The organism is Maritimibacter alkaliphilus HTCC2654 (assembly GCF_000152805.1).
Classification (GTDB): Bacteria; Pseudomonadota; Alphaproteobacteria; order Rhodobacterales; family Rhodobacteraceae; genus Maritimibacter; species Maritimibacter alkaliphilus.
On record NZ_CH902578.1, the window covers coordinates 1,487,927 to 1,512,602 of the forward strand.

27 protein-coding genes and 1 pseudogene are annotated in these 24,676 nt (G+C 65.7%); 12 read left to right on the top strand and 16 right to left on the bottom strand.

The window, feature by feature from the left end; all coding sequences use genetic code 11:
* Positions 1-38: 38 nt before the first annotated feature.
* A pseudogene (locus tag RB2654_RS22860) lies at positions 39-395 on the top strand (efflux RND transporter permease subunit); the annotation flags it as partial.
* 141 nt (positions 396-536) lie between these two features.
* On the opposite strand, the gene RB2654_RS08230 reads toward RB2654_RS22860, so the two are convergent.
* Entirely contained in the window at positions 537-1,190 is a 654-nt protein-coding gene (locus RB2654_RS08230) for a DUF2161 domain-containing phosphodiesterase (protein WP_040884593.1), read from the bottom strand.
* A gap of 109 nt (positions 1,191-1,299) precedes the next feature.
* Here RB2654_RS08230 and RB2654_RS08235 point away from each other — a divergent pair, with 109 nt between their 5' ends.
* The gene (locus RB2654_RS08235; protein WP_008330396.1) at positions 1,300-2,220 is read left to right on the top strand and encodes a manganese-dependent inorganic pyrophosphatase; all 921 of its coding nucleotides are present in this window, start codon (positions 1,300-1,302) and stop codon (positions 2,218-2,220) included.
* A gap of 58 nt (positions 2,221-2,278) precedes the next feature.
* On the opposite strand, the gene RB2654_RS08240 is transcribed toward RB2654_RS08235, so the two are convergent.
* Positions 2,279-2,701 carry a rhodanese-like domain-containing protein gene (locus tag RB2654_RS08240; protein ID WP_083783361.1) on the bottom strand — a complete coding sequence of 141 codons (423 nt, stop codon included), beginning with the start codon at positions 2,699-2,701 and terminating at the stop codon, positions 2,279-2,281.
* Between the two features lie 170 nt (positions 2,702-2,871).
* On the opposite strand from RB2654_RS08240, the gene RB2654_RS08245 reads away from it, so the two are divergent.
* The 3 genes from RB2654_RS08245 (at position 2,872) to RB2654_RS08255 (ending at position 5,534) form a co-directional block, all read left to right on the top strand.
* Positions 2,872-3,744 carry a TIGR01459 family HAD-type hydrolase gene (locus RB2654_RS08245; protein WP_008330398.1) on the top strand — a complete coding sequence of 291 codons (873 nt, stop codon included), beginning with the start codon at positions 2,872-2,874 and terminating at the stop codon, positions 3,742-3,744.
* A gap of 151 nt (positions 3,745-3,895) precedes the next feature.
* Entirely contained in the window at positions 3,896-4,339 is a 444-nt protein-coding gene (locus tag RB2654_RS08250) for a MaoC family dehydratase (protein ID WP_008330399.1), read from the top strand.
* An 85-nt stretch (positions 4,340-4,424) separates the two neighbouring features.
* Positions 4,425-5,534 carry a pyridoxal phosphate-dependent aminotransferase gene (locus RB2654_RS08255; protein ID WP_008330400.1) on the top strand — a complete coding sequence of 370 codons (1,110 nt, stop codon included), beginning with the start codon at positions 4,425-4,427 and terminating at the stop codon, positions 5,532-5,534.
* A 16-nt stretch (positions 5,535-5,550) separates the two neighbouring features.
* On the opposite strand, the gene xseA is transcribed toward RB2654_RS08255, so the two are convergent.
* The 3 genes from xseA to RB2654_RS22350 all read right to left on the bottom strand — a co-directional run bounded on the left by xseA (position 5,551) and on the right by RB2654_RS22350 (position 8,445).
* The gene (gene xseA, locus RB2654_RS08260) at positions 5,551-7,119 is read right to left on the bottom strand and encodes an exodeoxyribonuclease VII large subunit (RefSeq protein WP_040885563.1); all 1,569 of its coding nucleotides are present in this window, start codon (positions 7,117-7,119) and stop codon (positions 5,551-5,553) included.
* A 37-nt stretch (positions 7,120-7,156) separates the two neighbouring features.
* Positions 7,157-7,717 (bottom strand): type 1 glutamine amidotransferase domain-containing protein, encoded by a 561-nt coding sequence (locus RB2654_RS08265; RefSeq protein ID WP_040884595.1) that lies wholly within the window; start codon positions 7,715-7,717, stop codon positions 7,157-7,159.
* 104 nt (positions 7,718-7,821) lie between these two features.
* Positions 7,822-8,445 carry a hypothetical protein gene (locus RB2654_RS22350; protein ID WP_008330403.1) on the bottom strand — a complete coding sequence of 208 codons (624 nt, stop codon included), beginning with the start codon at positions 8,443-8,445 and terminating at the stop codon, positions 7,822-7,824.
* Positions 8,446-8,505: 60 nt separating this feature from the next.
* On the opposite strand from RB2654_RS22350, the gene purD reads away from it, so the two are divergent.
* Entirely contained in the window at positions 8,506-9,768 is a 1,263-nt protein-coding gene (purD, locus tag RB2654_RS08275; protein WP_008330404.1) for a phosphoribosylamine--glycine ligase, read from the top strand.
* Entirely contained in the window at positions 9,768-10,358 is a 591-nt protein-coding gene (locus tag RB2654_RS08280) for a hypothetical protein (protein ID WP_008330407.1), read from the top strand. Before purD ends, RB2654_RS08280 begins: the two co-directional genes overlap by 1 nt.
* 160 nt (positions 10,359-10,518) lie before the next feature.
* Here the strand turns inward: RB2654_RS08280 and RB2654_RS08285 are convergent, their stop codons facing one another.
* Both RB2654_RS08285 and RB2654_RS08290 read right to left on the bottom strand, forming a co-directional pair.
* Positions 10,519-11,235: an FG-GAP repeat domain-containing protein gene (locus RB2654_RS08285; protein WP_008330408.1), complete on the bottom strand. Its 717-nt coding sequence runs from the start codon at positions 11,233-11,235 to the stop codon at positions 10,519-10,521.
* A gap of 160 nt (positions 11,236-11,395) precedes the next feature.
* Positions 11,396-11,719 carry a 2Fe-2S iron-sulfur cluster-binding protein gene (locus RB2654_RS08290; RefSeq protein WP_008330410.1) on the bottom strand — a complete coding sequence of 108 codons (324 nt, stop codon included), beginning with the start codon at positions 11,717-11,719 and terminating at the stop codon, positions 11,396-11,398.
* Positions 11,720-11,835: 116 nt separating this feature from the next.
* Here RB2654_RS08290 and RB2654_RS08295 point away from each other — a divergent pair, with 116 nt between their 5' ends.
* Together RB2654_RS08295 and RB2654_RS08300 are read left to right on the top strand one after the other, a co-directional pair.
* Positions 11,836-12,261, top strand: a complete 426-nt coding sequence (locus tag RB2654_RS08295) for an OB-fold nucleic acid binding domain-containing protein (RefSeq protein WP_008330412.1) — start codon at positions 11,836-11,838, stop codon at positions 12,259-12,261.
* 62 nt (positions 12,262-12,323) lie between these two features.
* Positions 12,324-12,872: a peptidoglycan-binding domain-containing protein gene (locus RB2654_RS08300; protein ID WP_040884597.1), complete on the top strand. Its 549-nt coding sequence runs from the start codon at positions 12,324-12,326 to the stop codon at positions 12,870-12,872.
* Positions 12,873-12,876: 4 nt separating this feature from the next.
* Here the strand turns inward: RB2654_RS08300 and RB2654_RS08305 are convergent, their stop codons facing one another.
* The 6 genes from RB2654_RS08305 to groES all read right to left on the bottom strand — a co-directional run bounded on the left by RB2654_RS08305 (position 12,877) and on the right by groES (position 18,318).
* Positions 12,877-13,257 carry a hypothetical protein gene (locus tag RB2654_RS08305; RefSeq protein ID WP_008330416.1) on the bottom strand — a complete coding sequence of 127 codons (381 nt, stop codon included), beginning with the start codon at positions 13,255-13,257 and terminating at the stop codon, positions 12,877-12,879.
* Positions 13,258-13,339: 82 nt separating this feature from the next.
* Positions 13,340-14,212: a 50S ribosomal protein L11 methyltransferase gene (locus RB2654_RS08310; protein WP_040884599.1), complete on the bottom strand. Its 873-nt coding sequence runs from the start codon at positions 14,210-14,212 to the stop codon at positions 13,340-13,342.
* 67 nt (positions 14,213-14,279) lie between these two features.
* The gene (locus RB2654_RS08315) at positions 14,280-15,023 is read right to left on the bottom strand and encodes an alpha/beta fold hydrolase (RefSeq protein WP_008330420.1); all 744 of its coding nucleotides are present in this window, start codon (positions 15,021-15,023) and stop codon (positions 14,280-14,282) included.
* Positions 15,023-16,150 carry a DUF8173 domain-containing protein gene (locus RB2654_RS08320; protein WP_050771945.1) on the bottom strand — a complete coding sequence of 376 codons (1,128 nt, stop codon included), beginning with the start codon at positions 16,148-16,150 and terminating at the stop codon, positions 15,023-15,025. The genes RB2654_RS08315 and RB2654_RS08320 overlap by 1 nt, the downstream gene beginning before the upstream one ends.
* A gap of 209 nt (positions 16,151-16,359) precedes the next feature.
* Positions 16,360-17,997: a chaperonin GroEL gene (gene groL, locus RB2654_RS08325; RefSeq protein WP_040884601.1), complete on the bottom strand. Its 1,638-nt coding sequence runs from the start codon at positions 17,995-17,997 to the stop codon at positions 16,360-16,362.
* 33 nt (positions 17,998-18,030) lie between these two features.
* Entirely contained in the window at positions 18,031-18,318 is a 288-nt protein-coding gene (gene groES, locus RB2654_RS08330) for a co-chaperone GroES (protein WP_040884603.1), read from the bottom strand.
* A gap of 211 nt (positions 18,319-18,529) precedes the next feature.
* Between groES and RB2654_RS08335 the strand changes: the two genes are divergently transcribed.
* Together RB2654_RS08335 and RB2654_RS08340 are read left to right on the top strand one after the other, a co-directional pair.
* The gene (locus tag RB2654_RS08335; protein ID WP_008330426.1) at positions 18,530-18,982 is read left to right on the top strand and encodes a hypothetical protein; all 453 of its coding nucleotides are present in this window, start codon (positions 18,530-18,532) and stop codon (positions 18,980-18,982) included.
* Positions 18,983-19,054: 72 nt separating this feature from the next.
* A complete protein-coding gene (locus RB2654_RS08340; protein ID WP_008330427.1) occupies positions 19,055-19,546 on the top strand; it encodes a PaaI family thioesterase in 492 nt (163 codons plus the stop codon).
* On the opposite strand, the gene RB2654_RS08345 is transcribed toward RB2654_RS08340, so the two are convergent.
* From RB2654_RS08345 to RB2654_RS08355, 3 genes are read right to left on the bottom strand one after another with little or no spacing between them, the layout of a single operon-like run.
* Positions 19,518-20,630, bottom strand: coding sequence for a T6SS phospholipase effector Tle1-like catalytic domain-containing protein (locus RB2654_RS08345; protein WP_008330428.1), 1,113 nt, complete (start codon positions 20,628-20,630; stop codon positions 19,518-19,520). The genes RB2654_RS08340 and RB2654_RS08345 overlap by 29 nt on opposite strands.
* Before the next feature lie 16 nt (positions 20,631-20,646).
* The gene (locus tag RB2654_RS08350; RefSeq protein WP_008330429.1) at positions 20,647-22,935 is read right to left on the bottom strand and encodes a xanthine dehydrogenase family protein molybdopterin-binding subunit; all 2,289 of its coding nucleotides are present in this window, start codon (positions 22,933-22,935) and stop codon (positions 20,647-20,649) included.
* A gap of 30 nt (positions 22,936-22,965) precedes the next feature.
* Positions 22,966-24,117 (bottom strand): type III PLP-dependent enzyme, encoded by a 1,152-nt coding sequence (locus tag RB2654_RS08355; protein WP_040884605.1) that lies wholly within the window; start codon positions 24,115-24,117, stop codon positions 22,966-22,968.
* A gap of 117 nt (positions 24,118-24,234) precedes the next feature.
* Here RB2654_RS08355 and RB2654_RS08360 point away from each other — a divergent pair, with 117 nt between their 5' ends.
* Positions 24,235-24,666, top strand: coding sequence for an Lrp/AsnC family transcriptional regulator (locus tag RB2654_RS08360; RefSeq protein ID WP_008330438.1), 432 nt, complete (start codon positions 24,235-24,237; stop codon positions 24,664-24,666).
* Positions 24,667-24,676 lie beyond the last annotated feature (10 nt).

The following is a 24,676-nucleotide window of genomic DNA, read 5'->3' on the forward strand; positions in this document are numbered from 1 at the left end:
ATCAACGCAGCCGGTCCCCGCAGGATCTGACGAGCCCCGTGCGCGACGCGCTGAAAGCCATCCCCGGCGCCGAATTCTCGGTGGGCGCATCGGGCGGCATGGGTCCGGTGGAACCGCCGATCGAGATCAAGATCTTCGGCCCCGATCTGCGCGTCCTGGAAAAGCTGGCCCGCGAACTGGCCGACGACATGGCCGGGATCGAGGGGCTGGTCGACATCAACACCACGCTCGACGATCCCCAGCCCACCATCGGGATCGAAGTCGACCGCGATGCGGCCTTCGACCTCGGCGTTTCGCTCGCCTCCGTCGGCGACACCCTGTCCTCGATGCTCGAAGGCCAGACCGTGTCGGAATGGACAAGCCCGCGCGGCGAAAGCCTCGACGTGGTGGTGCGCCTGCCCGACAGCGCGCGAAACGACGCGGCCTATCTGGGCGCGCTGCCCATCGCGCAATCGGGCGCGACCGGGTCGACGGATGTCATCCGGCTCCCCCCGGACCCCCCCCGAGGTATTTTTGGACCAGAGAAGAGGGGCGCGTCAGACGGAATGCTCGGCGCGCCCCTTTTCGGTCAAGTCGTAGGTGCCGGTGTCGACGCGGGCGAACCAACCCAAGTGGTTCACATACATGATCCGGGTCGCTTTCGTGACGCCCGTGGCCTTGGCGATCTCGGCGCCCTTGCAAGGGCCGGAAGCGGCCAGATGCGCGGCGATCCGGGCGCATTCCTGTTTATAGGCGGTCATCACCTGCCTCCGGCTGCCGCCCATGTTAGGGTCGCCCTCGCGCCGCGCGAATTCGGACAGAAGCCGGGCGCGGCGGGTTCTGGACTTGCGCGGGCGGAACTCAGTCGGGTCGGCGTGGACTTGCACGAACCCGTCTTCGAGCCGCACCGAGAGGACGCCGACGCCCAAACGCTTGCACAATCCGACATTTCCCTTGAACGCGCGCCAACCGGACTTGCCCGACCAGCGCGGCACGGCCACGTAGACGATATCGGTCACCGACTGCCGCGCCACCGCCTGTTGCAAGAGCGTCAGCGAGAAGCCCGCCTTCAGCTCGACCACCACCGGGTCGCCGCCTGCGCGCACCGCCATCACGTCGACCGGGCCGATCTCGGCCTTCACCTCGTATCCCAGCGCCTCGAGCCACGCCTTGACCGGCGGGTATAGGTCCGTCTCAGTCACTCTGCCCATGCCCCCGTGATACCCTGCGCGGCCCATGCGGCAAAGGGGGTCGTGACATCCGCGGGCCACATCGCTATAGGTCGCGCGAAATTTTCAACGCTCAAAGGGACGCACCCGTATGACAACCCTCGTTTTCGGTCACAAATCGCCCGACACCGACTCCACCGGTTCGCCGCTCATCTGGGCCTGGTACCTCAACGAGATCAAAGGCGAGCAAGCCAAGGCCGTGCTGCTGGGTCAGCCCAACACCGAGGCCGCCTTCGTGCTGGAGCGCTGGAGCCAGTCGACACCCGACATCATCAGCGAGGTCGAGCCGGGCCAGCGTTGCGTGATCGTCGACACCAACAACCCCGCCGAGCTTCCGGCCGCGATCAACGACGCCGACGTCGTGCAGATCATCGACCACCACAAGCTGGTCGGCGGGCTGGAAACCAAGGGTCCGATCGACATCACCATCCGCCCGGTCGCCTGCACCGCCACCATCATGTACGACCTGATGGGTGACGACACCGCCAAGATGCCGGACGAAATCCGGGCGCTCGCCCTGTCCTGCATCCTGTCGGACACGCTGGAATTCCGCTCGCCGACCACCACCGACCGTGACATCGAGGTCGCCAAGACGCTCGCCTCCGAACTGGGTGTGTCGATCCCCGACTATGCCGCCGAGATGTTCGCGGCCAAGTCGGACGTGTCGGCCTATTCCGACGCGGAACTCCTGCGCATGGACTCGAAGGAATACGAAGTCGGCGGCAAGAAATTCCGCGTCTCGGTGCTGGAAACCACCGCGCCCGATATGCCGATGGGCCGCAAGGACAGCCTGATGGAGACCATGGTGACGGTCGCCGAAGAAGACGGCGTCGATCAGGTGCTGCTCTTCGTCGTTGACATCCTCAAGGAAGAAGCGACGCTGCTGGTCCCCAACGATCTGGTCAAGACGCTGTGCGAAAAGAGCTTCTCGACTTCGGTCTCCGGCGACACGGCGGTTCTGCCGGGCATCGTCAGCCGCAAGAAGCAGATCATCCCGAACCTCGCCCTGTAAGGCGATCGGTCAGAGACCCAAAAGGGCGCCCGGTGTGGCGCCCTTTTTCTTTGGCGCGTCAGCCCGGCGCGACCGTCCGATAACCACCCGCGATCACGCGCTTCATCCCGCCGTCGACCGACACGATCCGGTTCGGGATCCGCCCTGCCAGCGCCTGCGCCGCGGCCCGCGTCCGGTTGCCGGACCGGCAGACGAGGATCAGGTCGCGCCCATCGGCCAGCGCGGGGCCGACCTGCGCCAGAAAGCGGTCCGGGTCGGTGAAGGTGAGAAGCACCGCCTCGTCGATCACGCCCGTCTCGGCCCATTCCGGCGGGGTGCGGATGTCGACGATCAGCCCACCCGTCGCTTTCATCTCGTCCACCGTCATGAACCGCTGTTCGAAGCCGGGCTTGCCGCCGGCGATGAGCGAAACTCCGGTCACGGCGGCAAGCGCCGCGGCGGCCCCGCCGATCATCACGAAGCGTCTTGTTCTGTCTGCCATCCTGGCCTCCAAATCATATTCACCTTCCTAGATATGATTTGCCTACGCCGATGTGTATCCCCTGCCCCCGATTGCGGCGATCCGCCACGGGCCGGGGCGCAATGCGCTTGATCCCCCGAAGCGCGCCCCTTACCCATCGCCGTGACGCAACCCGGACGAGGCCAACCCCTGTGACCCAGATCATCCAGTCGCTTTCCGACATTTCCGACCGCTATGACGTGCTGCTGTGCGACCTGTGGGGCTGCGTCCATGACGGGGTGAAGGTCTACCCGGAGGCGATCCCGGCGCTGAGAGCGTTCCGTGACGCGGGCAAGATCGTGGTGCTGCTGACCAACTCGCCACGCGACCGGCACGCGGTGGCCGAACAGGTGGCCAAGTTCGGACTGCCGGATGACTGCTGGGATACCATCGCCTCCTCCGGCGACGCCGCGCGCGCCGCGCTCTTCACGGGCGCCGTGGGGCAAAAGGTGCATGTCATGGGCGAACAGTCCGGCGACGGGTTTTTCCGCGAGATGGAGATCATCGACGACCCGGTCGCGGTCGAGCGTGTCGGCATCGCCGAGGCCGAAGGGCTGGTCTGCCTTGGCCCCGACGACCCCTCCGCCGATCCCGAGACGTGGCGGCCCGATCTGCTTTATGCCAAGCAGAAGGGGCTGAAGCTGCTCTGCGCCAACCCCGACATCGTGGTGGACCGGGGCGAGGTGCGCGAATGGTGCGCGGGGGCCGTGGCGCGGATGTATACCGAAATGGGGGGCGAGAGCCTTTACTTCGGCAAACCGCATCCGCCGATCTACGATCTCGCCCGCCGTCGCCTCGCCGCGCTCGGACGGAACGTGGGCCCAGAAGGGATGCTCGCCGTGGGCGACGGGATTCAGACCGACATCAAGGGTGCTTTGGGCGAAGACATCGATTCGCTCTTCATCACCGGCGGTCTCGCGCGGGCCGAAACCAGGACCGTGACCGACCCGGATGCGCAGGCGCTCGCCGCCTATGTCGAGGGCGAGCGGGTCACTCCGACCTTCGCCATCGGCATGTTGCGTTAAGCAACCCTGCGAACTTTTTCGGCGACCAGCGCGTTCGGCTTGCGACAGCAGGTCCGGAACTGCGCCCTTTTCGCTCTTGTTTCTGCACCCGCAAAGTAATATTGTTACCGAGCGTCGCAAAAAGCGCGTCTAAAATTACCCGGAGGATTCCATGTTGGACAACTTCCCCCGAGGCACGATTTGCATCGAGGACCTCGAAATCGGAATGTCGCGCCACCTCATGAAAGAGGTGACGGATCGGGATATCGAGCTGTTTGCCGAAGTCTCGACCGACCGGAATCCCGTACACCTCGACGACGCCTATGCGATGGACACGATCTTCGAGGGGCGTATCGCCCACGGGATGCTGACCGCCGGGCTCATCTCGGCGGTGATCGGCGAACAGCTTCCGGGTCACGGCACGATCTACATGGGCCAGAGCCTCAAGTTCCTCGGTCCCGTCCGTCCCGGTGATGTGGTGCGCGCCGAAGTGACGGTGATGGAGATCGACCACGGCAAACGCCGGGTGCAGCTCAAGACCGAATGCACGGTCGCGGGCAAACCGGTGCTCAAGGGCGAGGCCACCGTGCTCGCACCGTCGAAGAAGTTCGACTGACACCACGGATTTTCGCGGGTCGATCCGACACCGGGCGCGCACGCGACGGCTTGCCGTTGTCTGTCGGTTCTACGATTATGCCGCCATGACACATGGCCCCCGCTACACCGCACTCGTCGACCGTCTGCCCGCCTCCGTCCCCTTCGTCGGGCCTGAGACCGCCGAGCGTGAGCGGGGCCGACCGTTCAAGGCCCGCATCGGCGCGAACGAAAGCGTCTTCGGCCCCTCGCCCAAAGCCATCGAAGCGATGTCGCGGGAAGCCTCCGAGACGTGGAAATACGGCGACTCGCTCTCCTACGACCTGCGTATGGCACTGGCCGACCGGCTGGGCGTCGGCGCGGGCAACATCATCGTCGGCGAAGGGATCGACGGGCTTCTGGGCTACCTCGTTCGGCTGGTCGTTGGCGAAGGCGACAAGGTCGTCACCTCGTTCGGCGCCTACCCGACCTTCAACTACCACGTGACCGGCTTCGGCGGCGAACTGGTGACGGTGCCCTACCGTGACGATCACGAAGACCCCGAGGCGCTTATCGCCAAGGCGGGCGAGGTCGGCGCCAAGCTCGTCTACATCGCCAACCCCGACAATCCGATGGGCACGTGGCACGATGCGGCGACCATCCAGCGCATGATCGACGCGGTGCCCGACGGCACGCTTCTGGTGCTCGACGAGGCCTATCTCGAATTCGCGCCCGAAGGCGCGGCGCCCGCCATCGACCCGGACGACGCCCGCGTCATCCGTATGCGCACCTTCTCAAAGGCCTACGGCATGGCCGGTGCGCGCGTGGGCTACGCCATCGGGGCCGAGCCGCTCATCACCGCGTTCAACAAGATCCGCAATCACTTCGGCATGGCCCGCATTTCACAGGCGGGCGCACTGGCCGCGCTCCATGACGATGCGTGGCTGGCGCAGGTGCAGGGCAAGGTGTCGGCCGCCCGCGACCGGCTTGCCGAGACCGCGCGCGAGAACGGGCTCACGTCGCTTCCCTCCGCCACCAATTTCGTCGCCATCGACTGTGGCGCCGATGGCGATTTCGCGCGCCGGGTTCTGGCCGAACTGGTCGCCCGCGACATCTTCGTGCGGATGCCCTTCGCCGCGCCCGAGGATCGCTGCATCCGTGTGTCGGTCGGCCACCCCGAGGATATGGACGCCTTCGCCGAGGCCCTGCCACAGGCCCTCGCTGCCGCGCGCGCCTAGCACTTTTCCGATTTTTTCAGAAGAGAGTGCCCTGCTCTGGCGGCTCATCCTTGGATTTTTTCGCCTTTGCCGTCGGTTTGGCTGATCCGCCGCCCCCGCCGATCACGTCAAGCCTTCCGTCATGGAACTCGATCTCCAACGCCCCCGCATGGGCCGCCGCCTCGCGCGTCGTGACCACGTCACCATCGCCCCGCACCACCGCGTAGCCGCGCTTGAGCGTTTCGGTATAACCCAGCGTCACCCGCATCCGCTCGAGCGCATCCAAGCGCTTCTGCCAGCCTTCGATCTGCCCGGTGCCGACCCGCGACAGCCGCGCGCACAAAGCCTCGAACTCCCGCTCTTTGCGAACCCGCGCCTCGTCGATCCGAGCGGGGTCGAGCCTTGGCGACAGCCGCGCCAACTCGCGCTTGCCCGCCTCCACCGGACGCGCGAGCGCATAGCCCAGCCGCCCGGCCCGATCCGCCACCCGTTCGCGCAGCACCGTGACCCGGTTCGTCAGCACGGAGGGCCGCAGACCGCCGGAGGCCCGGTTCAGCCGAACCTCCTCACCCCGAACCTTGGCGATCAGCGCCGCAGGCAGCCGGTCGCCCGCCCGGTCGAGCCTCTGACGCGGAGTCTCCAAGAGCGTCTCGGCGCGTGGCAGCGCCCGCGACAGGTCCGTCAGCCGCTGCGCCCGGCGCGTGATCCCCTGCGTCAGCGCCGAGGTCAGGCGCGACCCCAGTTCGGCCGTATAGGCCATCAGCTCGCGCCGCACCGGCACCGCCATTTCAGCCGCTGCCGTGGGTGTGGGCGCGCGCCGGTCGGCGGCATAGTCGATCAGGGTGGTATCGGTCTCATGCCCCACAGCGGAAATCAGTGGAATATCCGACGCCGCCGCCGCCCGCACCACGCTTTCCTCGTTGAAGCCCCACAGATCTTCGACCGACCCGCCGCCACGTGCGACGATGATGAGGTCCGGGCGCGGCAGCGCGCCCCCCGGCGTGAGCGCGTTGAAACCCTGGATCGCCCGAGTCACCTCCGGCGCGCAGCGTTCGCCCTGCACCGCCACCGGCCAGATCAGCACCTTGCGTGGAAAACGGTCGCGCAAGCGGTGCAGAATATCGCGGATCACCGCGCCCGAGGGCGAGGTGACGACGCCGATGATCTCCGGCAGATAAGGAATGGGCTTCTTGCGCTCCTGCGCAAACAGCCCCTCCGCCGTCAGCGCCGCTTTGCGCTTTTCCAGCATCGCCATGAGCGCCCCGGCACCCGCGGGCGCGATGTCGTCGATGACGATCTGATACTTCGACTGCCCCGGAAAGGTGGTGAGCCGCCCGGTGGCGACCACTTCCATCCCCTCTTCGGGCTGGGTGGCGAGCCGTGCCGACACGCCCTTCCAGATCACGCCGGAAATCACCGCGCGATCGTCTTTCAAATCCAGATAGATGTGCCCCGACCGGGGCCGCGACACGCGCCCCACCTCGCCGCGAATCCGGACATGGCCGAACTCGCCCTCGATCATGCGTTTCACCGCCCCGGACAGCTCCGAGACGGTGAATTCAGGGGCATTGCCCCCCGGTTCCAAATCTTCGATCAGGTCGGACATGGGCAGACCATGCCCGACCCGCACGCCGAAGGAAAGATCACGCGGCCTGACGGTGGTGCGTGCCTTCATTGATCTCTTCGATGATCTTGTCGCAGAAGGCGTCGAGGTCGTCGGGGTTGCGCGAGGTGACGATCCCGTTGTCGGTCACGACCGGGCTGTCTTCCCACTTACCGCCTGCATTCTCGACATCCGTGCGCACCGACGGGTACGAGGTCATGTGGCGCCCCTTGGCGATCCCAGCTTCGATCAGAAGCCACGGCGCGTGGCAGATCGCCGCGATGGTCTTTCCGCCCGCGAATGACGCGCGGATGAACGCCAGCGCCTCGGTGTTCAGGCGCAGAAGGTCCGGGTTGATCTGACCGCCCGGCAGCACCAGCGCGTCGTAGTCCGAGGCCTTGGCGTCGCCCAGAACCTTGTCGACCTTGACCGCGCGGCCCCAGTCCTTTTCGTCCCAGCCGATGATTTCCTCGGCTTCCGGCGAAATGACATGGACCTCGGCTCCGGCCTTTTTCAACGTCTCCAGCGGCACTTCCAGTTCGGATTGCTCGAAACCGTTGGTGGCGAGGATGGCGATTTTCTTGCCCTTCAGTTCGGACATGATGTCCTCCTTTCTTCGTTCGTGTCGCCACACCAACGGACAGTCGCGGCGGTCTGTTCCGGCCCCGCGACGCACCCGGCCGATCGCCGCCGGTTCGCCGCCCTTCAGTCGCCGCCGCAGTCGGCCCCGCCGCAACTCGCCCCGCCACAGGCCGCCGAACAACTCGCGGGCCCGCGCCTGTCGCGGTGCCGGGTCGCCAGCGCCGCCCCCACCGCCAGCGCCGCGACGCCCGCCGCGATCATCGGCCCGTTACCGACCCCCGCCCCCACGACAAACAGCGCAACCCCACCGCCGCCGAAGATCAGCAAAGGCGACACGTAGCGCCGCGCCCGGCCGCGCGCCCAGATCGTGTCGGGCGGTTCCCCGAACTCCTGCTTGTAGAGCGCAAGGGTGTGAAGATACTGCTCGCCATGCCGCTTGACCTCCCCCGCCCCCGTCGCCTCGCGATGGGTCAGCGGCTTACCCAGAACCCCGGCGCAGAAGTGTTCCCAATACTCCTCGGCCTGCATCAAGTGCAGATGCCAGACCGCATCCACCCTGACCGAAGGCGTCAGCGGCGCATTGGTCAACTGAGTCAGGTAGACGAACCGCAGGTATTCGCGCACCCAGAGCGCCGCCTCCCGCTCCCCCAGCTTTTGCTGCGCGCCGAGCAGCGCCTCGAAGGCATGGCGCCCGTCCGGCCCGAATTCGTGCATCGAAATCCGCTCATACAACTGGCGCTTTCGCATCCTTGCCCCTCGGCCCCGGCATGGGTATTCCCCCACTGACTAGCAGAAGGACGGTTTGCGGTGAACATTCTCATCTTGGGCGGCGGTGGCCGCGAACATGCGCTCGCCTGGGCCGTGATGCAGAACCCGAAATGCGACAAGCTGATCGTCGCGCCGGGCAACGCCGGGATCGCCGAGATCGCCGAATGCGCCAAGATCGACATCGAAGACGGCGAAAAGGTCGTCGACTTCTGCAATGTGAACGCGATCACCTTCGTTATCATCGGCCCCGAAGCGCCATTGGCCGCAGGCGTGGCCGACGCGCTCGAGGCGGCAGGCATCCTCGCCTTCGGCCCGTCGCAGGCCGCCGCGCGGCTGGAGGCCTCCAAGAGCTTCACGAAAGAGGTCTGCGATGCAGCCTCCGCCCCCACCGCCGCCTATGCCCGCTTCACCGAAGCCGATCCCGCCAAGGCCTACATCCGCGAACAGGGCGCGCCCATCGTGGTCAAGGCCGACGGCCTCGCGGCAGGCAAAGGCGTGATCGTCGCGATGGACGAAGACACCGCGCTTGCCGCCATCGACGACATGTTCGGCGGCGAATTCGGCGCGGCCGGGGCCGAGGTGGTGATCGAGGAATTCATGGAAGGCGAAGAAGCTTCGTTCTTCATCCTGTCGGACGGCGAAACGCTGCTGCCCATCGGCACGGCGCAGGACCACAAGCGTGTTGGCGATGGCGACACCGGGCTGAACACCGGCGGCATGGGTGCCTATTCCCCCGCCCCGGTCCTGACAGATGAGATCGCGCAAAAGGCGATGGACGAAATCATCGCGCCCACCATGCGCGTCATGGCCGAGCGCGGGATGCCCTACAAAGGCGTGCTCTACGCGGGCCTGATGATCGAAAACGGCCAGCCCCGCCTCGTCGAATACAACGTCCGCTTCGGCGACCCGGAATGTCAGGTGCTGATGATGCGGCTGGGCGCACAGGCGCTGGACCTGATGATCGCCTGCGCCGAGGGGCGGCTGGCCGGGCGGTCGGTGAACTGGGCCGATGACCACGCCATGACCGTGGTGATGGCCGCGAACGGCTATCCGGGGGCCTACGAGAAAGGCTCGGTCATCTCCGGCCTCGACCAGATCGAGGAGACGTCGAAACAGATGGTATTCCATGCCGGCACCCGCGAAGTGGACGGCAAGATCACCGCGAACGGCGGCCGCGTCCTCAACGTCACGGCCCGCGGCGACAGCCTGCAAGAGGCCCGCGACACGGCCTATGCCATGATCGACCAGATCGACTGGCCCGAGGGGTTCAATCGCTCCGACATCGGCTGGCGCGCGCTCTGATGACCGCGCAGAGCTTTACCTGGAAGCCCGCGCTGCTGGCGAAACAGGACACGCTCACGCTCGAAGGCACGACCGCCCGGCTCGACGGTGACTGGACGCTTGACCTGCGCGACGTCGAGGACGCCGCCCTCGTCAATCAGGTCCTGAAGGGCAACCGGATCGTCCGGCTCGACCTCTACACGGCCGACGGACGCCGCTCGCTGGGCTACAACGCCTCGGCCCGCGTCTACCGCGCCGATCCCGACGCACGCACCCACCTTGCCGCCTGCGCCGCGACCCTGCGCGCGCTCGATCAGGCCCGACCCGGACAACTCGTGGCCCTCGGCGTGATCCGCGGCGGGCGCTGGGGCATGTTCCTCATCGGGCTCGGCACGCTCCTCTTCGGCAGCATTCTGGGCATTTCCATGCTGGCCACCGGCGTCTCCGGCGAGCGTCTCGCCACGGCCGCGATCCCCACCATCGTGCTCTTGGCGATGGGCGCGATCCTGACCTACGGCAACTGGCCGTGGCGCAAACGCCCGCGGGTCAAGGCCGCAGCACTCGCCACGACGCTCGAAGAGATGCACGCCCACGACACGACCCGCCCCTGATCTTCTCTGGTCCGAAAATACCTCGGGGAGGTCTGGAGGGGCTGGCCCCTCCAGCTGTCGTGCGGAGGTCTGGAGGGATCGCCAGTGTCGCGCCATTGGTCCGAGAGACAATGGCGATGCCCCTCCAGCGGGTCGTCCCGGGCGTAAGCACGGGGCGAAATCACTCACAGGCAAGATGTGGCGTGAAGCTTTCGGGCCCGCGATAGGGGCCGACCTCGGTCGACATCAGCCGCCCGTCCTGCCAGACCGTCTCGACCACCTGGGTCCAGTCGGCATTCGCGGTCAGGACCGCAGGCACCGCGCCGTCGCAGTCGCGCACACCGCCCTCGATCTCGGGCGTGCCGAGCAGATGGTTCGACAGCCCCTCGGCATTGGCATAGGGCGCGAGCGTCGCGGCCCCGCCCGCCATGCCGACGGTCACGATGCGCAAGGTGCGCGCCAGATGCGGGCGGTCGACATAGGCGATATCGTCATGCCCGTCGCCGTTGAAATCGGCGATACCAGCGATGGCGAGCCAGCGATGGCGTTGGCCGATCGGATTGGTGTTTCCGATGGGCCGCGCCCAGTCTCCGTCGAAATCGAAAACCTGCACCATCGCGCCCACGCGAAAGCCCGACAGCACCGCGACCACCTCGGGCGTGCCGTCCGCGTCGAAGTCATGCAGGCGCGGCGCGGTGTCTTCGAACACGGCACCGTCGAACCGGATCACGTTGTGGGTGCCGTCGTCATAGTCGATCCTCAGCCCGGCATATTCGCCGTTCTTCACCGCGCCATGGCCATAGGCATCGGTCGGTTCGACATAGCGCGCCCCCGCGATCTCCTTGGCGATGGCCGGACCGGACACCGAAAGCGCGAGCGTGATCCAGATGGCTTTCATGACGACCTCCCGATGATCTCTGTCTTCAGTGCCAAGGCGCCTGTCGAAACGCCAGCGTCGCGTGGCCCCTCAACGCAAACGTGACCGCCGGTCCGGGCGGCCCGAGACCCTCGGGGCCGAGAGACCGAGCGCGCGCGTCAGCGCGCTCCGCTTCGCAGGATCAGATCTGCTTTTCCGGCATCTGGACGACCAGACCGTCCAGCGCGTCGGTCACCTGCAACTGGCAGGTCAGGCGTGAACGGTTCGGGTCGGGTTCGAAGGCGAAGTCGAGCATATCCTCTTCCATCGCCTCTTTCGCGGGGAGCTTTCCGACCCATTCCTCGGCCACGTAGACATGGCAGGTTGAGCAGGCGCAGGCACCGCCGCAATCGGCTTCGATGCCCGGAATGTCGTTGTCGCGCGCGCCTTCCATCACGGTCAGCCCGTTGGCCACGTCGACCTCGTGCTTGGTGCCGTCGTGCTCGATATAGGTGATCTTCGCCATCTTGGTCTCCGAATGCACAGTCCGCGGTGTTCTAGCCAAGGGCGGGACGAGGGTCCAGCCCGGTTCGCCCAAGTTTCACCTTGCACCGCGATCGGCTTTGTTCTTATTTTGTTCACATGACCGCCGCCCCGCTCCTGTCCCGCTTCGGCCCCCGCGACTGGCCGCGCCCGCCCCATGCGGTGCCCCACCGGATGCTCGACCGTCCGCATGAAGGGGCGCGGGTCACGGTCGCGGGGCTGGTCCTCGTGCGCCAGCGCCCCGGCACGGCGAACGGCGTGGTGTTCATCACGCTCGAGGACGAGACGGGGATTGCCAACATCGTCGTCTGGCGTGCCGTCTACGAACGCTTCCGCCGCGCCGTGGTCGCCGGGCGCTGCCTGCGTGTCACCGGCAAGATCCAGCGGCAAAGCGGCGTGGGTCACGTGGTCGCGGACACGGTCGAGGATATTTCGTGGATGCTCGACAGCCTCGCCCTGCCGCCCGCCTCCACCCCGGTCCGCACCGAGGCATGGGAGGTCGGGGGGAAGGTTCAGCGGGGCTAGCCCGATTCCACAAATCGCGCTATTGTCCGGCCAAACAACCCGCAAACGGGACCACGAGCAGTATGAATCGCGTAACAGTCCGCACCACCGGGGCCATGTTGGCCCTGTCCATCACGCTGGCCGCCTGCGCCAAGACCGGGCCGCGCCAAGAGGTGACGCGCGCCGATTTCGGCGACGAGCAGATCATCACCGACTTCACCATGGGCCCGCCCGGCGCGCGCCCAGGCGCCTGCTACGGCAAGGACGTGACCCCCGCCACGGTCGAGCAGGTCACCGAACACCGGCTGGTGGAAGAGGCCAAGATCGCCGAAAACGGCAACATCATCACGCCCGCCAAATACGAAACCGTCACCGAGGCGCGGATCGTCGAAGGGCGTGAACAGATCTATTTCGAAACCCCCTGCCCGCCCCGCTGGACGCCCGAATTCATCGCCTCGATCCAGCGTGCCCTGACCGCACGCGGGCTTTATGCCGACTATCCGCACGGGGAACTCGACGAGGCGACGCGTCAGGCGATCCGCACCTTCCAGATTTCCGAGGGGCTGAATTCCGCGATCCTGTCGACGGAAAGCGCGCGCAAGCTGGGGCTGGTCGAAATCGACCTGTCGTGACCCGTCAGAACGTCAGGGCGAGAAAGCCCTGAGCCATCTCCACGAACGGTGCCAGCACGCCCGACAGATACACGGTCGCCGCATCCGGCCGCAAAAGCCACGCGCCCGCCTGTTCCACAAGCCCGCCGGCTTCGAGTTTGGCGTGCTGGTCAATGTAGGTGACCGGGCCGAGGTAGGCCAGCAGGAACGCCTTGAACAGCAGGAACACGATGAGGACGAGGAACAATCCCCGCCACGGAAAGCCGCGCCGCGCCCGGACCTTTTTGACGGGCACGAGAACGCCGTTCCGCTCCACGAGCGTGACGTAGCCGCTGTTCAGGTTGCGGTGACCCTTTTCGATGCGCTGGACGCGATCGGAGAAATGTTTTTGCTGCATGTCCGCCATGGCGGTCTGCCTTCGCGCTGAATGTTACAGCCTTGGATCATACGTTTAATTCAGGCTGCAATATGACAGCAACGGTCCGATTTTACGCGGATCGCAAAAGCGTGAGCGTGGTCCAGTCGCCATGCTCGTCGCGCCGGTCGACGCTGAATCCCGCCGCGTCATAGGCCGCGATGACCTCGTCCGCCTGCGGGTTCAGGATGCCCGACAGGATCGCCCGCCCGCCCGGTGCGACGGACTCGCTCATGTCCTGGGCCAAGCTGATGAGCGGCCCTTTGAGGATGTTTGCGAAGACGAGATCGAAGGGGCTGGCCGATTTCAGGTCCGGGTGATCGAACCCGGCCGCCTCGACCACATGGACCCGGTCCTCGACCCCGTTCGCATGGACATTGGCCCGCGCCACGTCGCAGGCGACCTCGTCGATATCCGAGGCGATGACCGGGTTCGGCCAGATCTTCGCCGCCGCCATGGCGAGCACGGCGGTGCCCGCCCCGATGTCCGCCACGTTGCGCGCGACGACACCTTGGTTCGCAATCCGGTCCAGAGCCAGCAGACAGCCCAGCGTCGTGCCGTGATGCCCCGTGCCGAAGGCCATCGACGCTTCGATCTTCAGCCCGACCTTGCCTTGCGGCAGGCGGTCGGCATCATGCGCGCCGTAGACGAAGAAGCGCCCCGCTTCGACCGGCTGCAACTCCCGCTTCACATGGGCCACCCAGTCGACTTCGGGCAGTTCCGACACCACGAAATCCCGCGCGCCATGCATCGCGGACAGAAGCGCGAGCCCGGCCCGGTCCGGTTCCTCGGTGAAATAGCCGCCGACCTCCCACAACCCGCTGTCGTCTTCGAGTTCGAAGACACCGACCCCGGTCGGCTCGGGGGTCAGAGCTTCCATCGCCTCGCCCAGCGCGTCGGCATTCGTCTTGCCTTCCAGCGTGGTCAGCGCGGTCCATGTGGGCATGTCGGTCACTCCTTTGGGTCGCCTTGGCCCTATCGGGCGGCGTCATGGCGGTCAAGCGACGGGGTGTTCAGTTGTTCTCGATCTCGTCCACGATCTCTTCGACCGCATCGACGAAGGTCATGTCGTGATCGAAGGCCCCGTTTTCCAGAAACAGCAGCACCTGCGCGATGACCGTGGGGTTCGACATGATGAACGTATGCGTGACCGGCAGCACGATGTGATCCGCCATGCCCGTGATCCGCGTGCTGTCCACCGTGACCTTTCCGTCGTCCTCGCCCGCAAGCATCGACGACAGGATCGGGTTCAGCGAACGGTTGCCTGCGATGACGCCAAGTTCGAACTGAGGCAGACCCAGCCGGTTCGGTGTCGCGTCCGGCCCGGTGCCGAGTTGCAGACCGGCCGGCCCCATGAGCCAGCCGTAGGGTTCGAAATCCGCGAAACGGTCCACGATCTCGGACCCCTGATTGGGCGGGGCCAACATGACCACGCGGCCCATGTCGTTCGGGCGATTGTCCTCGAGCCAGGCCCGGACGAGGATACCGCCCAAGCTGTGCGTCACGAAATGCACCTTCTGGTCGCCGCAGGCCGCGACGGAGGGCGGCACGGCCTCCTCGACCAGCTGCGCGATCGGCGCTTCGGTCGACGGATAATCCTGGTTCACCACCTGATACCCGGCTTCGGTCAGCGCCTCTTCCATGACCAGCATTGAGTTTGGCGTGCGGGCAAGACCATGCAGAAGCACGACGCAGTCCGCCCGCGCCGGCAAGGCCAGCGCGGACAGGATCAAGGCAAGGGTGGCCAGGCGCGTCATCAGGCCTCCGCGTAGAAACGCGGGCCGAACAGCCGGATCATCAGGCCCCCGACGCCGATCAGCAGCACCGCAAAGACCGCGAGCCAGCCGATGAACGGGATCAGCACGACAAGAGCGAGGATCGCGGCACCGACGAAGGCGGCGATTGCCCGGTCGAGCGTGCTGTCCGGCAGGCCCTGCCCCACGGCGTCCACGGCCCAGACCCCCAGCAGATACGCACCGATCACGTAGCCGATGAAGCCCAGCGCGACCGCCAGAGCGATGGCGAGCGGCGCGATGAAGATGCCGATCCCGGTCATGGCGAGCACCACGGTCGAGCCGATGGCCGCCGACAGCCCCAGCGCACCGATCCAAAGGCTCCTGAGCGGCGAGGCGAGCGCACCTTCGCGCAGCGTCATGGTGAAGTTCGGCGCGAGGGCGGCGACAAGAGTGGCCACCAGCGTCGTCAGGATCACACCACCGAAGAGGCCCGAAAGTTTGGCCCAAAAGCCGGGCCGGGCCTGTTCGGTCGCTTCCTCGATGTCGTCTTCCCAGCCTTCCATCGACCGGAACTCGACACGCTCGGCGGGGGCCACGCTTTCGGGCACGTTCACATCGTCCGCATCCTCGGCATAATACAGGATCGTGCCACCGACCGTGGCGGCATCGCCCCAGTCCACATTGGCCCCGGCAATCGACAGGTCGCCCGCGATCTCGCCATCCACGACGATGGATTCGCCGCCAAGAATGGCGCTGCCCGCGATGGTGCCGCCCACGGTGACGTCACCGCCCATGGCGCGCACGTTTCCCGCGATCTCGTCGTCCAGCGTGACCGAGTTGCCCATGGCGGTGACATTGCCCGCCACCGGCCCGTCGACCTCAACGTCCATACCGGCGGCATAGACGTTGCCGCCCACCGCACCGTCGAGCGCGACCACGCGGCCCGCGGCGTGAACCGTGCCGGTCACTTCGCCGTCGACCTCGACCCGGTTGCCCGCTGCGAAAAGGTCGCCGTCCACCGTGCCGCCCACGTCCACGGTGCGTCCGGCCTGATAAGCGTCGCCGCCCAGCGTGAAACTGCCGCCGTCCTGCGCGACCGCGGGCGTCGCCAAAGCGATGGCCGCCAGAAGAATGAATTGTCTGAGCATGGTCTGTCCCCCGTGCTGAATGTTACACGCCTTCACATAGGCATTGCCGATGACGGTTTTAAGACGTCCGCGAAAATGACGCAGCGCAACGAAAAAGGGCCGAGCGAGTGCCCGGCCCTTTCCGAAATCCGTCTGGACGCTTCCGGTGCACGGCGCCCAGCGCCGCACACCTCTCGCGAGCCGCTTTTCCGCTTGAGCGGAAAAACGTCTTACATCATGCCGCCCATGCCGCCCATGTCGGGCATACCGCCGCCGGCGCCTTTTTCTTCCGGCTTGTCCGCCACCATCGCTTCGGTGGTGATGAGCAGGCCAGCGATCGAGGCCGCGTCTTCCAGAGCGGTGCGAACCACTTTGGCCGGGTCGATGACGCCGAACTTGAACATGTCGCCATATTCTTCGGTCTGGGCGTTGAAGCCGAACTTGACGTCGTCGCTTTCGCGGATCTTGCCCGCGACAACGGCACCGTCGACACCGGCGTTTTCGGCGATCTGACGCAGCGGGGCTTCCAGCGCGCGGCGCACGATGGCGATACCGGCGTTCTGGTCGCTGTTCGCGCCTTCCAGACCGTCAAGCGCCTTGGCGCCCTGAACCAGAGCGACACCGCCGCCCACGATCACGCCTTCCTGCACGGCAGCGCGGGTCGCGTTCAGAGCGTCGTCCACACGGTCCTTGCGCTCTTTCACTTCGACTTCGGTCATGCCGCCGACCTTGATGACCGCAACACCGCCAGCCAGTTTGGCAACGCGTTCCTGCAGCTTCTCACGGTCGTAGTCCGACGAGGTTTCTTCGATCTGGGTGCGGATCTGGGCCACGCGGGCTTCGATCTCGGCCTTGTCGCCAGCGCCGTCGACGATGGTGGTCTCTTCTTTCGAGATGTTGATCGTCTTCGCGGTGCCGAGCATGTCCATCGTGACATTCTCGAGCTTCATGCCGAGGTCTTCCGAGATCACCTGTCCGCCGGTCAGAACGGCGATGTCCTGAAGCATGGCCTTGCGGCGATCGCCGAAGCCCGGAGCCTTGACGGCAGCGATTTTCAGACCGCCGCGCAGCTTGTTCACGACGAGCGTGGCGAGGGCTTCGCCTTCCACGTCCTCGGCGATGATGAGCAGCGGCTTCTGCGACTGGATCACCTGCTCGAGCAGCGGAACCATCGGCTGAAGCGACGACAGCTTCTTCTCGTGAAGCAGGATGAAGCAGTCATCCAGCTCGGCGATCATCTTGTCGGCGTTGGTGACGAAGTAGGGCGACAGGTAGCCACGGTCGAACTGCATGCCTTCGACGACATCCACTTCGGTTTCCATGCCCTTGTTCTCTTCGACGGTGATGACACCCTCGTTGCCCACTTTCTGCATCGCGTCTGCGATGAAGCGGCCGATGGCGGTTTCGCCGTTGGCCGAAATGGTGCCGACCTGAGCGACTTCGTCCGAGTCGTTGACCGGGCGGGCAGCCGCCTGGATCGCTTCCACGACTTTCGTGGTGGCGAGGTCGATGCCGCGCTTGAGGTCCATCGGGTTCATGCCGGCGGCAACCGACTTCATGCCTTCGGTCACGATGGCCTGAGCCAGAACCGTGGCGGTCGTGGTGCCGTCACCGGCTTCGTCGTTGGTGCGGCTGGCCACTTCCTTGACCATCTGCGCGCCCATGTTCTCGAACTTGTCTTCCAGCTCGATCTCTTTGGCGACAGACACACCGTCCTTGGTGATGCGGGGGGCACCGAACGACTTGTCGAGGACCACGTTACGACCCTTGGGGCCGAGGGTCACTTTGACAGCGTTGGCGAGCGTGTTGACGCCGCGCAGCATCGCGTTGCGGGCATCGGTATCGAACTTGACGTCCTTAGCCATGATTAGCTCCTATCCTTGAATATCCGGGTCCGACGATCAGGCGATGATGCCCATGATGTCGGATTCTTTCATGATCAGCATTTCCTTGCCGTCGAGCGTGATCTCGGTGCCCGACCATTTGCCGAACAGGATCTTGTCGCCTTCTTTGACGTCCATCGAAATGCGGTCGCCATCTTCGTCCTTGGCGCCGGCGCCAACGGCCACGACCACGCCTTCAGCGGGCTTTTCTTTTGCGCTGTCGGGGATGATCAGGCCGCCAGCGGTCTTTTCTTCGCTTTCGACGCGCTCGACGAGCACGCGGTCATGCAGGGGAGTAAATGCCATTTCAGAGGCTCCTCAACTCTCGTTGTCCGGTATTGGCACTCACCGGGGGTGAGTGCTAACGGCGCATAGCTAGGGGTGTGAAACGGACCTGTCAACGTGTCGTGTGCGAAAAATTTTCGCTGCACCTGCAAAGGGAAGGCCCCCGCGATTGACATGCGGCACGAGACCTATGGAAACTGGGCAGGACATTCAACCCGAACGGATTTGCCCCATGAAGATTGTTCTTATTTTTGCCGGCCTCACGGCCCTCGCCCTGCCCGCTTTCGCCCAGAACGAAGAGGTTCACCCCTATACCAAGGCCAACATCAGCCCGGTCGGCTTTTCCTATGAGGACGCCGCCGAGGACGGATGCTGGACGTCGGCTGCCGAAGCGGCGGGGATCGCCAAGGCGGCGCTGGAAGGTCAGGGGATCGCTTTCACCGAAGGCGACGACGCCAAGACGACCCTGCACCTTTTCATCGACGCCGAACGCTCGGGCGGCGGCTGTTATGGCAACGCCCGTATGGACCTGCGCGGCATGATCGAATGGGACGGCCAGCCGATCATGGCGGTCCTGCGCGAGGCAGGCGCGAACTTCATCGGGCAGCAAAGCCTGAACGGCGTGGTGCCGATCCTGATCGACCACATCGTGAAATCCGATCTGGGCACCTTCCCGGACGAATGACCGGGTCGCGACCCCACGTCAGACTTGCCCGCATGATCCGATCCCGAAAGGTTGTGCCGAGGAGGACCGCCCATGAACCGTGCAACCCGGATCGAAGACCTCGTGACCCCCGACAAGGCCCTGTCGATGTCGGGCCTCGACTACATGCGCGGCATCCTGTCGGGCGACCTGCCCGGCCCGCCCATCGGCGCGACCCTCGGCTATGAACTGCACGCGGTCGACGCGGGCCGCGTGGTGTTTCGCGGCACCCCGACCTTCGACTTCTGCAACCCGATGGGCACGGTGCATGGCGGCTGGTACGGCACGCTGCTGGACAGTTGCATGGCCTGCGCGGTGATGACCACGGTGCCCCAAGGGTCGACCTATACGACGCTCGAATACAAGATCAACATCGTGCGCCCGATCCCTCTCGGCACCGAGATCGAGGCGATCGGCACCACCCAGCACAGCGGCCGCTCCACCGGCGTCGCGAACGGCGAAATCCGTGGGGTCGCGGACGGCAAGCTCTATGCCACCGGATCGACCACCTGCATCGTCATGCAGATTGGGTCGCCTCGGGCGTGATCGGGTCGATCGGGTCCGGCATCTCGGGATCCCAGTCCCGCTCCGAAGGATCGCGGCCCCGTTTGCGTTTCGCGCGCAGGACGAAGATTTTTCCCCAGCCGTGAAACGTGCCCATCGACGGCGCGTCCGGGTTCGGCGGGAACCGCGCACGCCAGCCTTCGGGCAGCGTCAGCCCGACCGCTTCGGCCTTGCCCAGCATCCAGTGCAAGGACACGAAAGACCGGGGGCGCGCCGCCTTGAACGTGCCGATCTGCCCGCCCACGTCGCCGTGGCTGCCGGGAAACCACACCTGTTCGACACGCCCCGGATACTCCCCCGTCGTCTCCCAGATGAGCGGTTCATAGGCCGACCGCGTCTCGTCCCGCGCCAGCGCGTGATAGCCGTGCAGCACGTGGCGATCGAGGTTCGCGTCGTGGAACTTGTGCTTGTTCTCGTAGAGCCGCCAGATCAGCGGCCAGGTCAGACCCAACGCCTTCACCGTATCCCAGACGCCGATCATCTCGATTGTCGTGCTTTCGTGACAATAGGCCTGAGAAAACGCGCGCGAGGCGTCGCTGATCTCTTCGGCCTCGTAATGGCGATAGGCCTGCAACACGTTGCGCTCGGTCGCATGTTCGGCCTTCAAAAGCCCGACACGCCCGATCAGGCCGGACAGCGACCGGACCGCGAAGGCGCCCCGCGAATACCCGAAGAGATAGATCTTGTCGCCCGGACGATACCGGCTTGCCAGCACGCCGTAGGCCCGCCTGATCTGCCGGTTGATCCCCTTGCCGGTCGCGACCGTCCACGCCGATTTCCACCCGCGCCACTGGATGCCCGCCTCGTAGTAGACCGAGATCTTGGCGCCATGCCCGGACCGCCGCACCTCGTCCATCAGGCGATAGACGAGGCCCGCGTTGGTCTCTTCCCCCGGATCGAGCGAGGACATGGTGCCATCGAGCACGATGACGTGGGTGACGGGTTCGCGCGCCGGTGTGTCGGCGCTGGCCGACAGCACCCGGCCGCGCAGCCATTTGCGAAAGCGGGTGAACCCGCCGTCGGTCAGCCCGTGAAGCGCCCGGTTGAGGCGGGTCTTCAGCGACATGACCGCACCGGAACCATCACTCGGCGTCCCGTAGCATCTGCCAGACGCGCAGGGGCGTATAGGGCATCTGAGGATCGCGCACACCGCGCTGCCACAGCGCATCGGTGATGGCGTTGCCGATGGCGGCCATCGACCCGACCGTGCCCGCCTCGCCGCAGCCCTTCATCCCCATGACGTTGGCGGTCGAGGGCACGGGTTCGGTGGTAAATTTCATGAACGGCGTGTTGTCGGCGCGCGGCATGGCATAGTCCATGAAGGAGGCGGTCAGAACCTGACCGTCTTCATCCGTCACGAGTTGCTCCATCATCAGCTGACCCATGCCCTGAACCACGCCACCATGCACCTGACCTTCAACGAGCAACGGGTTTATCATGTTCCCGAAGTCATCCGTCACGGTGTAGCGATCCAGACGGGTGACGCCGGTCTCGGGGTCCACCTCGACCTCGGCCACATGGGCACCGTTCGGGAACGACCGCGCGGGCAGCTTGGCCGTCTCGGTGGTGCGCAGCAGATCGTCGCGGCCCTTGGCTTTCGCCAGCGCCGCCGCGTCCAGCATCGTCGGCGTCAGGTTCGACCCCTTGATGCGGAACACCTCGTCATCGAAGCTCACATCCTCGACCGCGACCTCTTCGACCTCGGCCAGAAACGCGCTGAACCCTTCGACGACCTTGGCGACCGTCTGAAGCGTCACGTTGTTCTGCACGGTGACCGAGCGTGACCCCCCGGTGCCGCCGCCCCGTGCGATCCGGTCGCTGTCGCCCTGCACGATCTCGATCCGGTCCACGGGGATGCCGGTCTGGTCCGACAGGAACTTGGCATAGACCGTTTCATGCCCCTGCCCGTTCGACTGCGTGCCGACATACAAAAGCGCCCGCCCGTCTTCGGTGAATTCGAGCGTCGCGTCCTCTTCGGGCGAACCGAGGATCGACTCGATGTAGTAACACAGCCCGATGCCGCGCAGTTTGCCCGCTTTCTCGCTGTCCTCATGCCGTTTGGCGTAACCCTGAAGATCGGCCTCGTCGGCCACGCGCGACAGCACCTTGTTGAACTCACCGACGTCATAGGTCTCGCCGACGATCGTGTCATAGGGGAAGGCATCGGGCGCGATGAAGTTGCGGCGCCGGATATCCCACGGGTCGATGCCCAACGCGCGCGCGGCGCGGTCCATCATCGTTTCGAGCAGGTAAATCGCCTCGGGCCGCCCCGCCCCGCGATAGGCGTCGACCTGCACGGTGTTCGTATAGATCCCCTTGGTGTTCAGCCACGCGGTCTGAATGTCATAGACCCCGGTCAGCACGCGGGAGAATAACTGCGCCTGAATGCCCTGACCGAACTGGCCGTTGTAGGCGCCGAGGTCCGACAGGCTTTCGACCTTGTAGGCGGTGATCCTGAAGTCCGTATCGAAGGCCAGTGTCGCGGTGTGCGTCAACGCGCGGCCCGCATTGTCGGTCAGCAGCGATTCCGAGCGATCGGCGATCCAGCGCACCGGATGGTTCAGCACGCGCGCGGCATGAACCAGCACGATGTATTCGGGATACATCTGCCCCTTCATGCCGAACCCGCCGCCCACGTCGGGGGTCGTCACCTTCAGATCGTCCTCGTCCATGCCCAGCGCCTTGGCGATCTGGCCCTTGGGGCCCCAGACACCCTGACCCGAAAACGCGAAATGCATCCGGCCGTTCTCGATCGGCTCGGCAAAGGCCCCGCGCGGCTCCATCGACACGGCGGCGACGCGGGTGTCGGCCACCTCGCAGGTCACCACATGGGCGGCGTCCGCAATCGCCGTTTCGGTCGCGTCGCGATCCCCGATCCCGAAATCATAGGCGAGGTTGTCCGGCACGTCGTCATGCACCAGCGGGCCGCCGGGCGCGATTTCCAGATGCGGGTCCAGTTCGTCGATGTCGAGTTCGATCATCTCGGCGGCGTCCTTGGCCACGTCGATGCTGTCGGCCACGATGAACGCCACCGCCTCGCCCACGAAGCGCACCTTGCCTTTGGCCAGCGGCGGCCGTTTCGGTGCCGCGCCCTTGGTCCCGTCGACATTGGTCATGCGCAAAGACCACATATCGAGCGCCACGCCCGCCGCCTCCAGATCGTCGGCGGTGAGGATCAGATGGACACCGTCCAGGTCGCGCGCATCGTCCAGACCCAGCTCGGCAATCGTGCCATGGGCGACCTGAGAGCGCAGGAAATATCCGAAATACGCGTTTTCGGGCGCGACATCGTCGATATACCGGCCCTCGCCTTTCAGAAAGCGAACATCCTCAAGCCGAGTGAAGGATTGGGCCTTGCCGAACTTTTCCATGGTGACTCCCGCGCGACTACGCGGGTGACACTAGCTTTGCGTGGCGCGATGTCCACCCCGGCGCACCGTCACGATTTCATGTGCACCATACCCGTTGAACCGCGTGTTGGTCGCGGTCGAATAGGCCCCCATCCCGTCGAAGATCAGCACATCCCCTTCGCAAAGGTCCGCGGGCAAGGCCACCTCGCCCGGCAGCCGGTCGAGGGAATCGCAGGTCGGCCCGTAAAGAACGCGCGGCGACGGCGCGCCCCGGCGCGGCGTCCCGTCCGGCGCGACGACACGCATCCGGCCATAGGGCCCCATGATCGGCACCTCGGCCAGAAGTCCGTAGATCCCGTCGTTGAGAAAAAGCGATCCGCAGCCCCGGATCGCCTTGACCCGCACGGCGAGCGAGAATGCCTCGGCCACCATCGCCCGCCCCGGCTCGCACACAAGATGCGGCTGGGTATCGCCGAAGGCCCCGGCGACGGCCCGCGCGATTTCGGCAAAGATCGGTTCCAGCCGGGCACCCGTGCCCCGGTCGGAGGGAAAGCCTCCGCCGACGTTCAGCCGGGCAAGCGGAACGCCCGCCTTTCGCGAAATCTCACCGCAGGTTTCGATGTAACGCGCCCAGGCCGCCGGATCTTCGCATTGGGTGCCGGGATGGAACGTCATCGCGGGCACGTATCCGGCCGCCACGACCGCCCGCAGCAGGTCGACGCAACCCTCGGGCGGCTCCCCGAACTTGGCGCCGAAGTCATAGGCCGCGCCCTTGACCGGCAGCGCCAGACGCACCGAAACCTCGACGCCCTGCGGCACACGGCCCTTGAGTTTCTCCAACTCCCCGAACCCGTCGATGGAATAGGACGCGACACCAGCCGCCACCGCCGCGTCGATCTCGGGAATGCTGCGCACCGGATTGTTGTAATGCAGCGTGGCGAAGGGCACGACCTCGCGCACCAGTGCGATCTCGGCCGGCGACGCCACGTCGAAACTGGTCACCCCGACCTGCGCCAGCGTGTCGATCACGCCGGGATTGTCGTTCGCCTTGACCGCATAGGTCACCAGCCCCGGAAACCCCTCGCGAAACCGCCGCGCGGTCTCGGCCAGCGTTTCAGGCGAGAAATACAGCACCGGATGATCCGGCGTGGTGGCGCGCAGATGGTCGATCTCTGTCGCCCAGATGCGGGAATACCTGCTCATGTCGTTGCCCCTGTTCGCTTTTCTACCCAAAAGCGTGGGGCCGAATTCCGTCGATTCATAGCGACACATCGGGCGTTTCGTGGTTTTCTTCCGTCATAACGACGAAAAGGCCGACAGATGGACGAAACCGACCGCCACCTCCTCGCCCGGCTCGGCGAGGATGCCCGCACCCCGGTGGCCACGCTCGCCCGTGACCTCGGTCTCGCCCGCTCGACCGTGCAGGCCCGGCTCGAACGGCTGGAACGAAACGGCGTGATCGCGGGTTACGCTCTCAGGCTGGGCGACGCGGTGCGGGCCGGTCAGATCCGGGCGACCGTCCTTCTGTCGCTCGACCCGCGCGCGACGCCTGCGGTCGTGAAACGGCTCGACCGAATGCCCGAGGTCGAGGCGGCGCACACCGCCTCCGGCCGCGCCGATCTGGTGCTCACGCTCGCCGCGCCCACAACGGCGGCGCTGGACCGCACGCTGGACGTCATCGGCGAGATTGACGGTATAAAAGGGTCAGAGACGTTGATACACCTGTCTACAAAGATCCAACGCTCGGGCTGACAGGGAATTT

What these genes read in the sequence shown, in the direction of transcription:
- RB2654_RS08230 (WP_040884593.1), bottom strand. Translation starts at nt 1,190, where the DNA reads ATGGGCAGAGTGACTGAGACGGACCTATACCCGCCGGTCAAGGCGTGG.
- RB2654_RS08235 (WP_008330396.1), top strand. Translation starts at nt 1,300, where the DNA reads ATGACAACCCTCGTTTTCGGTCACAAATCGCCCGACACCGACTCCACC.
- RB2654_RS08240 (WP_083783361.1), bottom strand. Translation starts at nt 2,701, where the DNA reads ATGGCAGACAGAACAAGACGCTTCGTGATGATCGGCGGGGCCGCCGCG.
- RB2654_RS08250 (WP_008330399.1), top strand. Translation starts at nt 3,896, where the DNA reads ATGTTGGACAACTTCCCCCGAGGCACGATTTGCATCGAGGACCTCGAA.
- RB2654_RS08255 (WP_008330400.1), top strand. Translation starts at nt 4,425, where the DNA reads ATGACACATGGCCCCCGCTACACCGCACTCGTCGACCGTCTGCCCGCC.
- xseA (WP_040885563.1), bottom strand. Translation starts at nt 7,119, where the DNA reads ATGTCCGACCTGATCGAAGATTTGGAACCGGGGGGCAATGCCCCTGAA.
- RB2654_RS08265 (WP_040884595.1), bottom strand. Translation starts at nt 7,717, where the DNA reads ATGTCCGAACTGAAGGGCAAGAAAATCGCCATCCTCGCCACCAACGGT.
- RB2654_RS22350 (WP_008330403.1), bottom strand. Translation starts at nt 8,445, where the DNA reads ATGCGAAAGCGCCAGTTGTATGAGCGGATTTCGATGCACGAATTCGGG.
- RB2654_RS08280 (WP_008330407.1), top strand. Translation starts at nt 9,768, where the DNA reads ATGACCGCGCAGAGCTTTACCTGGAAGCCCGCGCTGCTGGCGAAACAG.
- RB2654_RS08285 (WP_008330408.1), bottom strand. Translation starts at nt 11,235, where the DNA reads ATGAAAGCCATCTGGATCACGCTCGCGCTTTCGGTGTCCGGTCCGGCC.
- RB2654_RS08290 (WP_008330410.1), bottom strand. Translation starts at nt 11,719, where the DNA reads ATGGCGAAGATCACCTATATCGAGCACGACGGCACCAAGCACGAGGTC.
- RB2654_RS08295 (WP_008330412.1), top strand. Translation starts at nt 11,836, where the DNA reads ATGACCGCCGCCCCGCTCCTGTCCCGCTTCGGCCCCCGCGACTGGCCG.
- RB2654_RS08300 (WP_040884597.1), top strand. Translation starts at nt 12,324, where the DNA reads ATGAATCGCGTAACAGTCCGCACCACCGGGGCCATGTTGGCCCTGTCC.
- RB2654_RS08305 (WP_008330416.1), bottom strand. Translation starts at nt 13,257, where the DNA reads ATGGCGGACATGCAGCAAAAACATTTCTCCGATCGCGTCCAGCGCATC.
- RB2654_RS08310 (WP_040884599.1), bottom strand. Translation starts at nt 14,212, where the DNA reads ATGCCCACATGGACCGCGCTGACCACGCTGGAAGGCAAGACGAATGCC.
- RB2654_RS08315 (WP_008330420.1), bottom strand. Translation starts at nt 15,023, where the DNA reads ATGACGCGCCTGGCCACCCTTGCCTTGATCCTGTCCGCGCTGGCCTTG.
- RB2654_RS08320 (WP_050771945.1), bottom strand. Translation starts at nt 16,150, where the DNA reads ATGCTCAGACAATTCATTCTTCTGGCGGCCATCGCTTTGGCGACGCCC.
- groES (WP_040884603.1), bottom strand. Translation starts at nt 18,318, where the DNA reads ATGGCATTTACTCCCCTGCATGACCGCGTGCTCGTCGAGCGCGTCGAA.
- RB2654_RS08335 (WP_008330426.1), top strand. Translation starts at nt 18,530, where the DNA reads ATGAAGATTGTTCTTATTTTTGCCGGCCTCACGGCCCTCGCCCTGCCC.
- RB2654_RS08340 (WP_008330427.1), top strand. Translation starts at nt 19,055, where the DNA reads ATGAACCGTGCAACCCGGATCGAAGACCTCGTGACCCCCGACAAGGCC.
- RB2654_RS08345 (WP_008330428.1), bottom strand. Translation starts at nt 20,630, where the DNA reads ATGTCGCTGAAGACCCGCCTCAACCGGGCGCTTCACGGGCTGACCGAC.
- RB2654_RS08350 (WP_008330429.1), bottom strand. Translation starts at nt 22,935, where the DNA reads ATGGAAAAGTTCGGCAAGGCCCAATCCTTCACTCGGCTTGAGGATGTT.
- RB2654_RS08355 (WP_040884605.1), bottom strand. Translation starts at nt 24,117, where the DNA reads ATGAGCAGGTATTCCCGCATCTGGGCGACAGAGATCGACCATCTGCGC.
- RB2654_RS08360 (WP_008330438.1), top strand. Translation starts at nt 24,235, where the DNA reads ATGGACGAAACCGACCGCCACCTCCTCGCCCGGCTCGGCGAGGATGCC.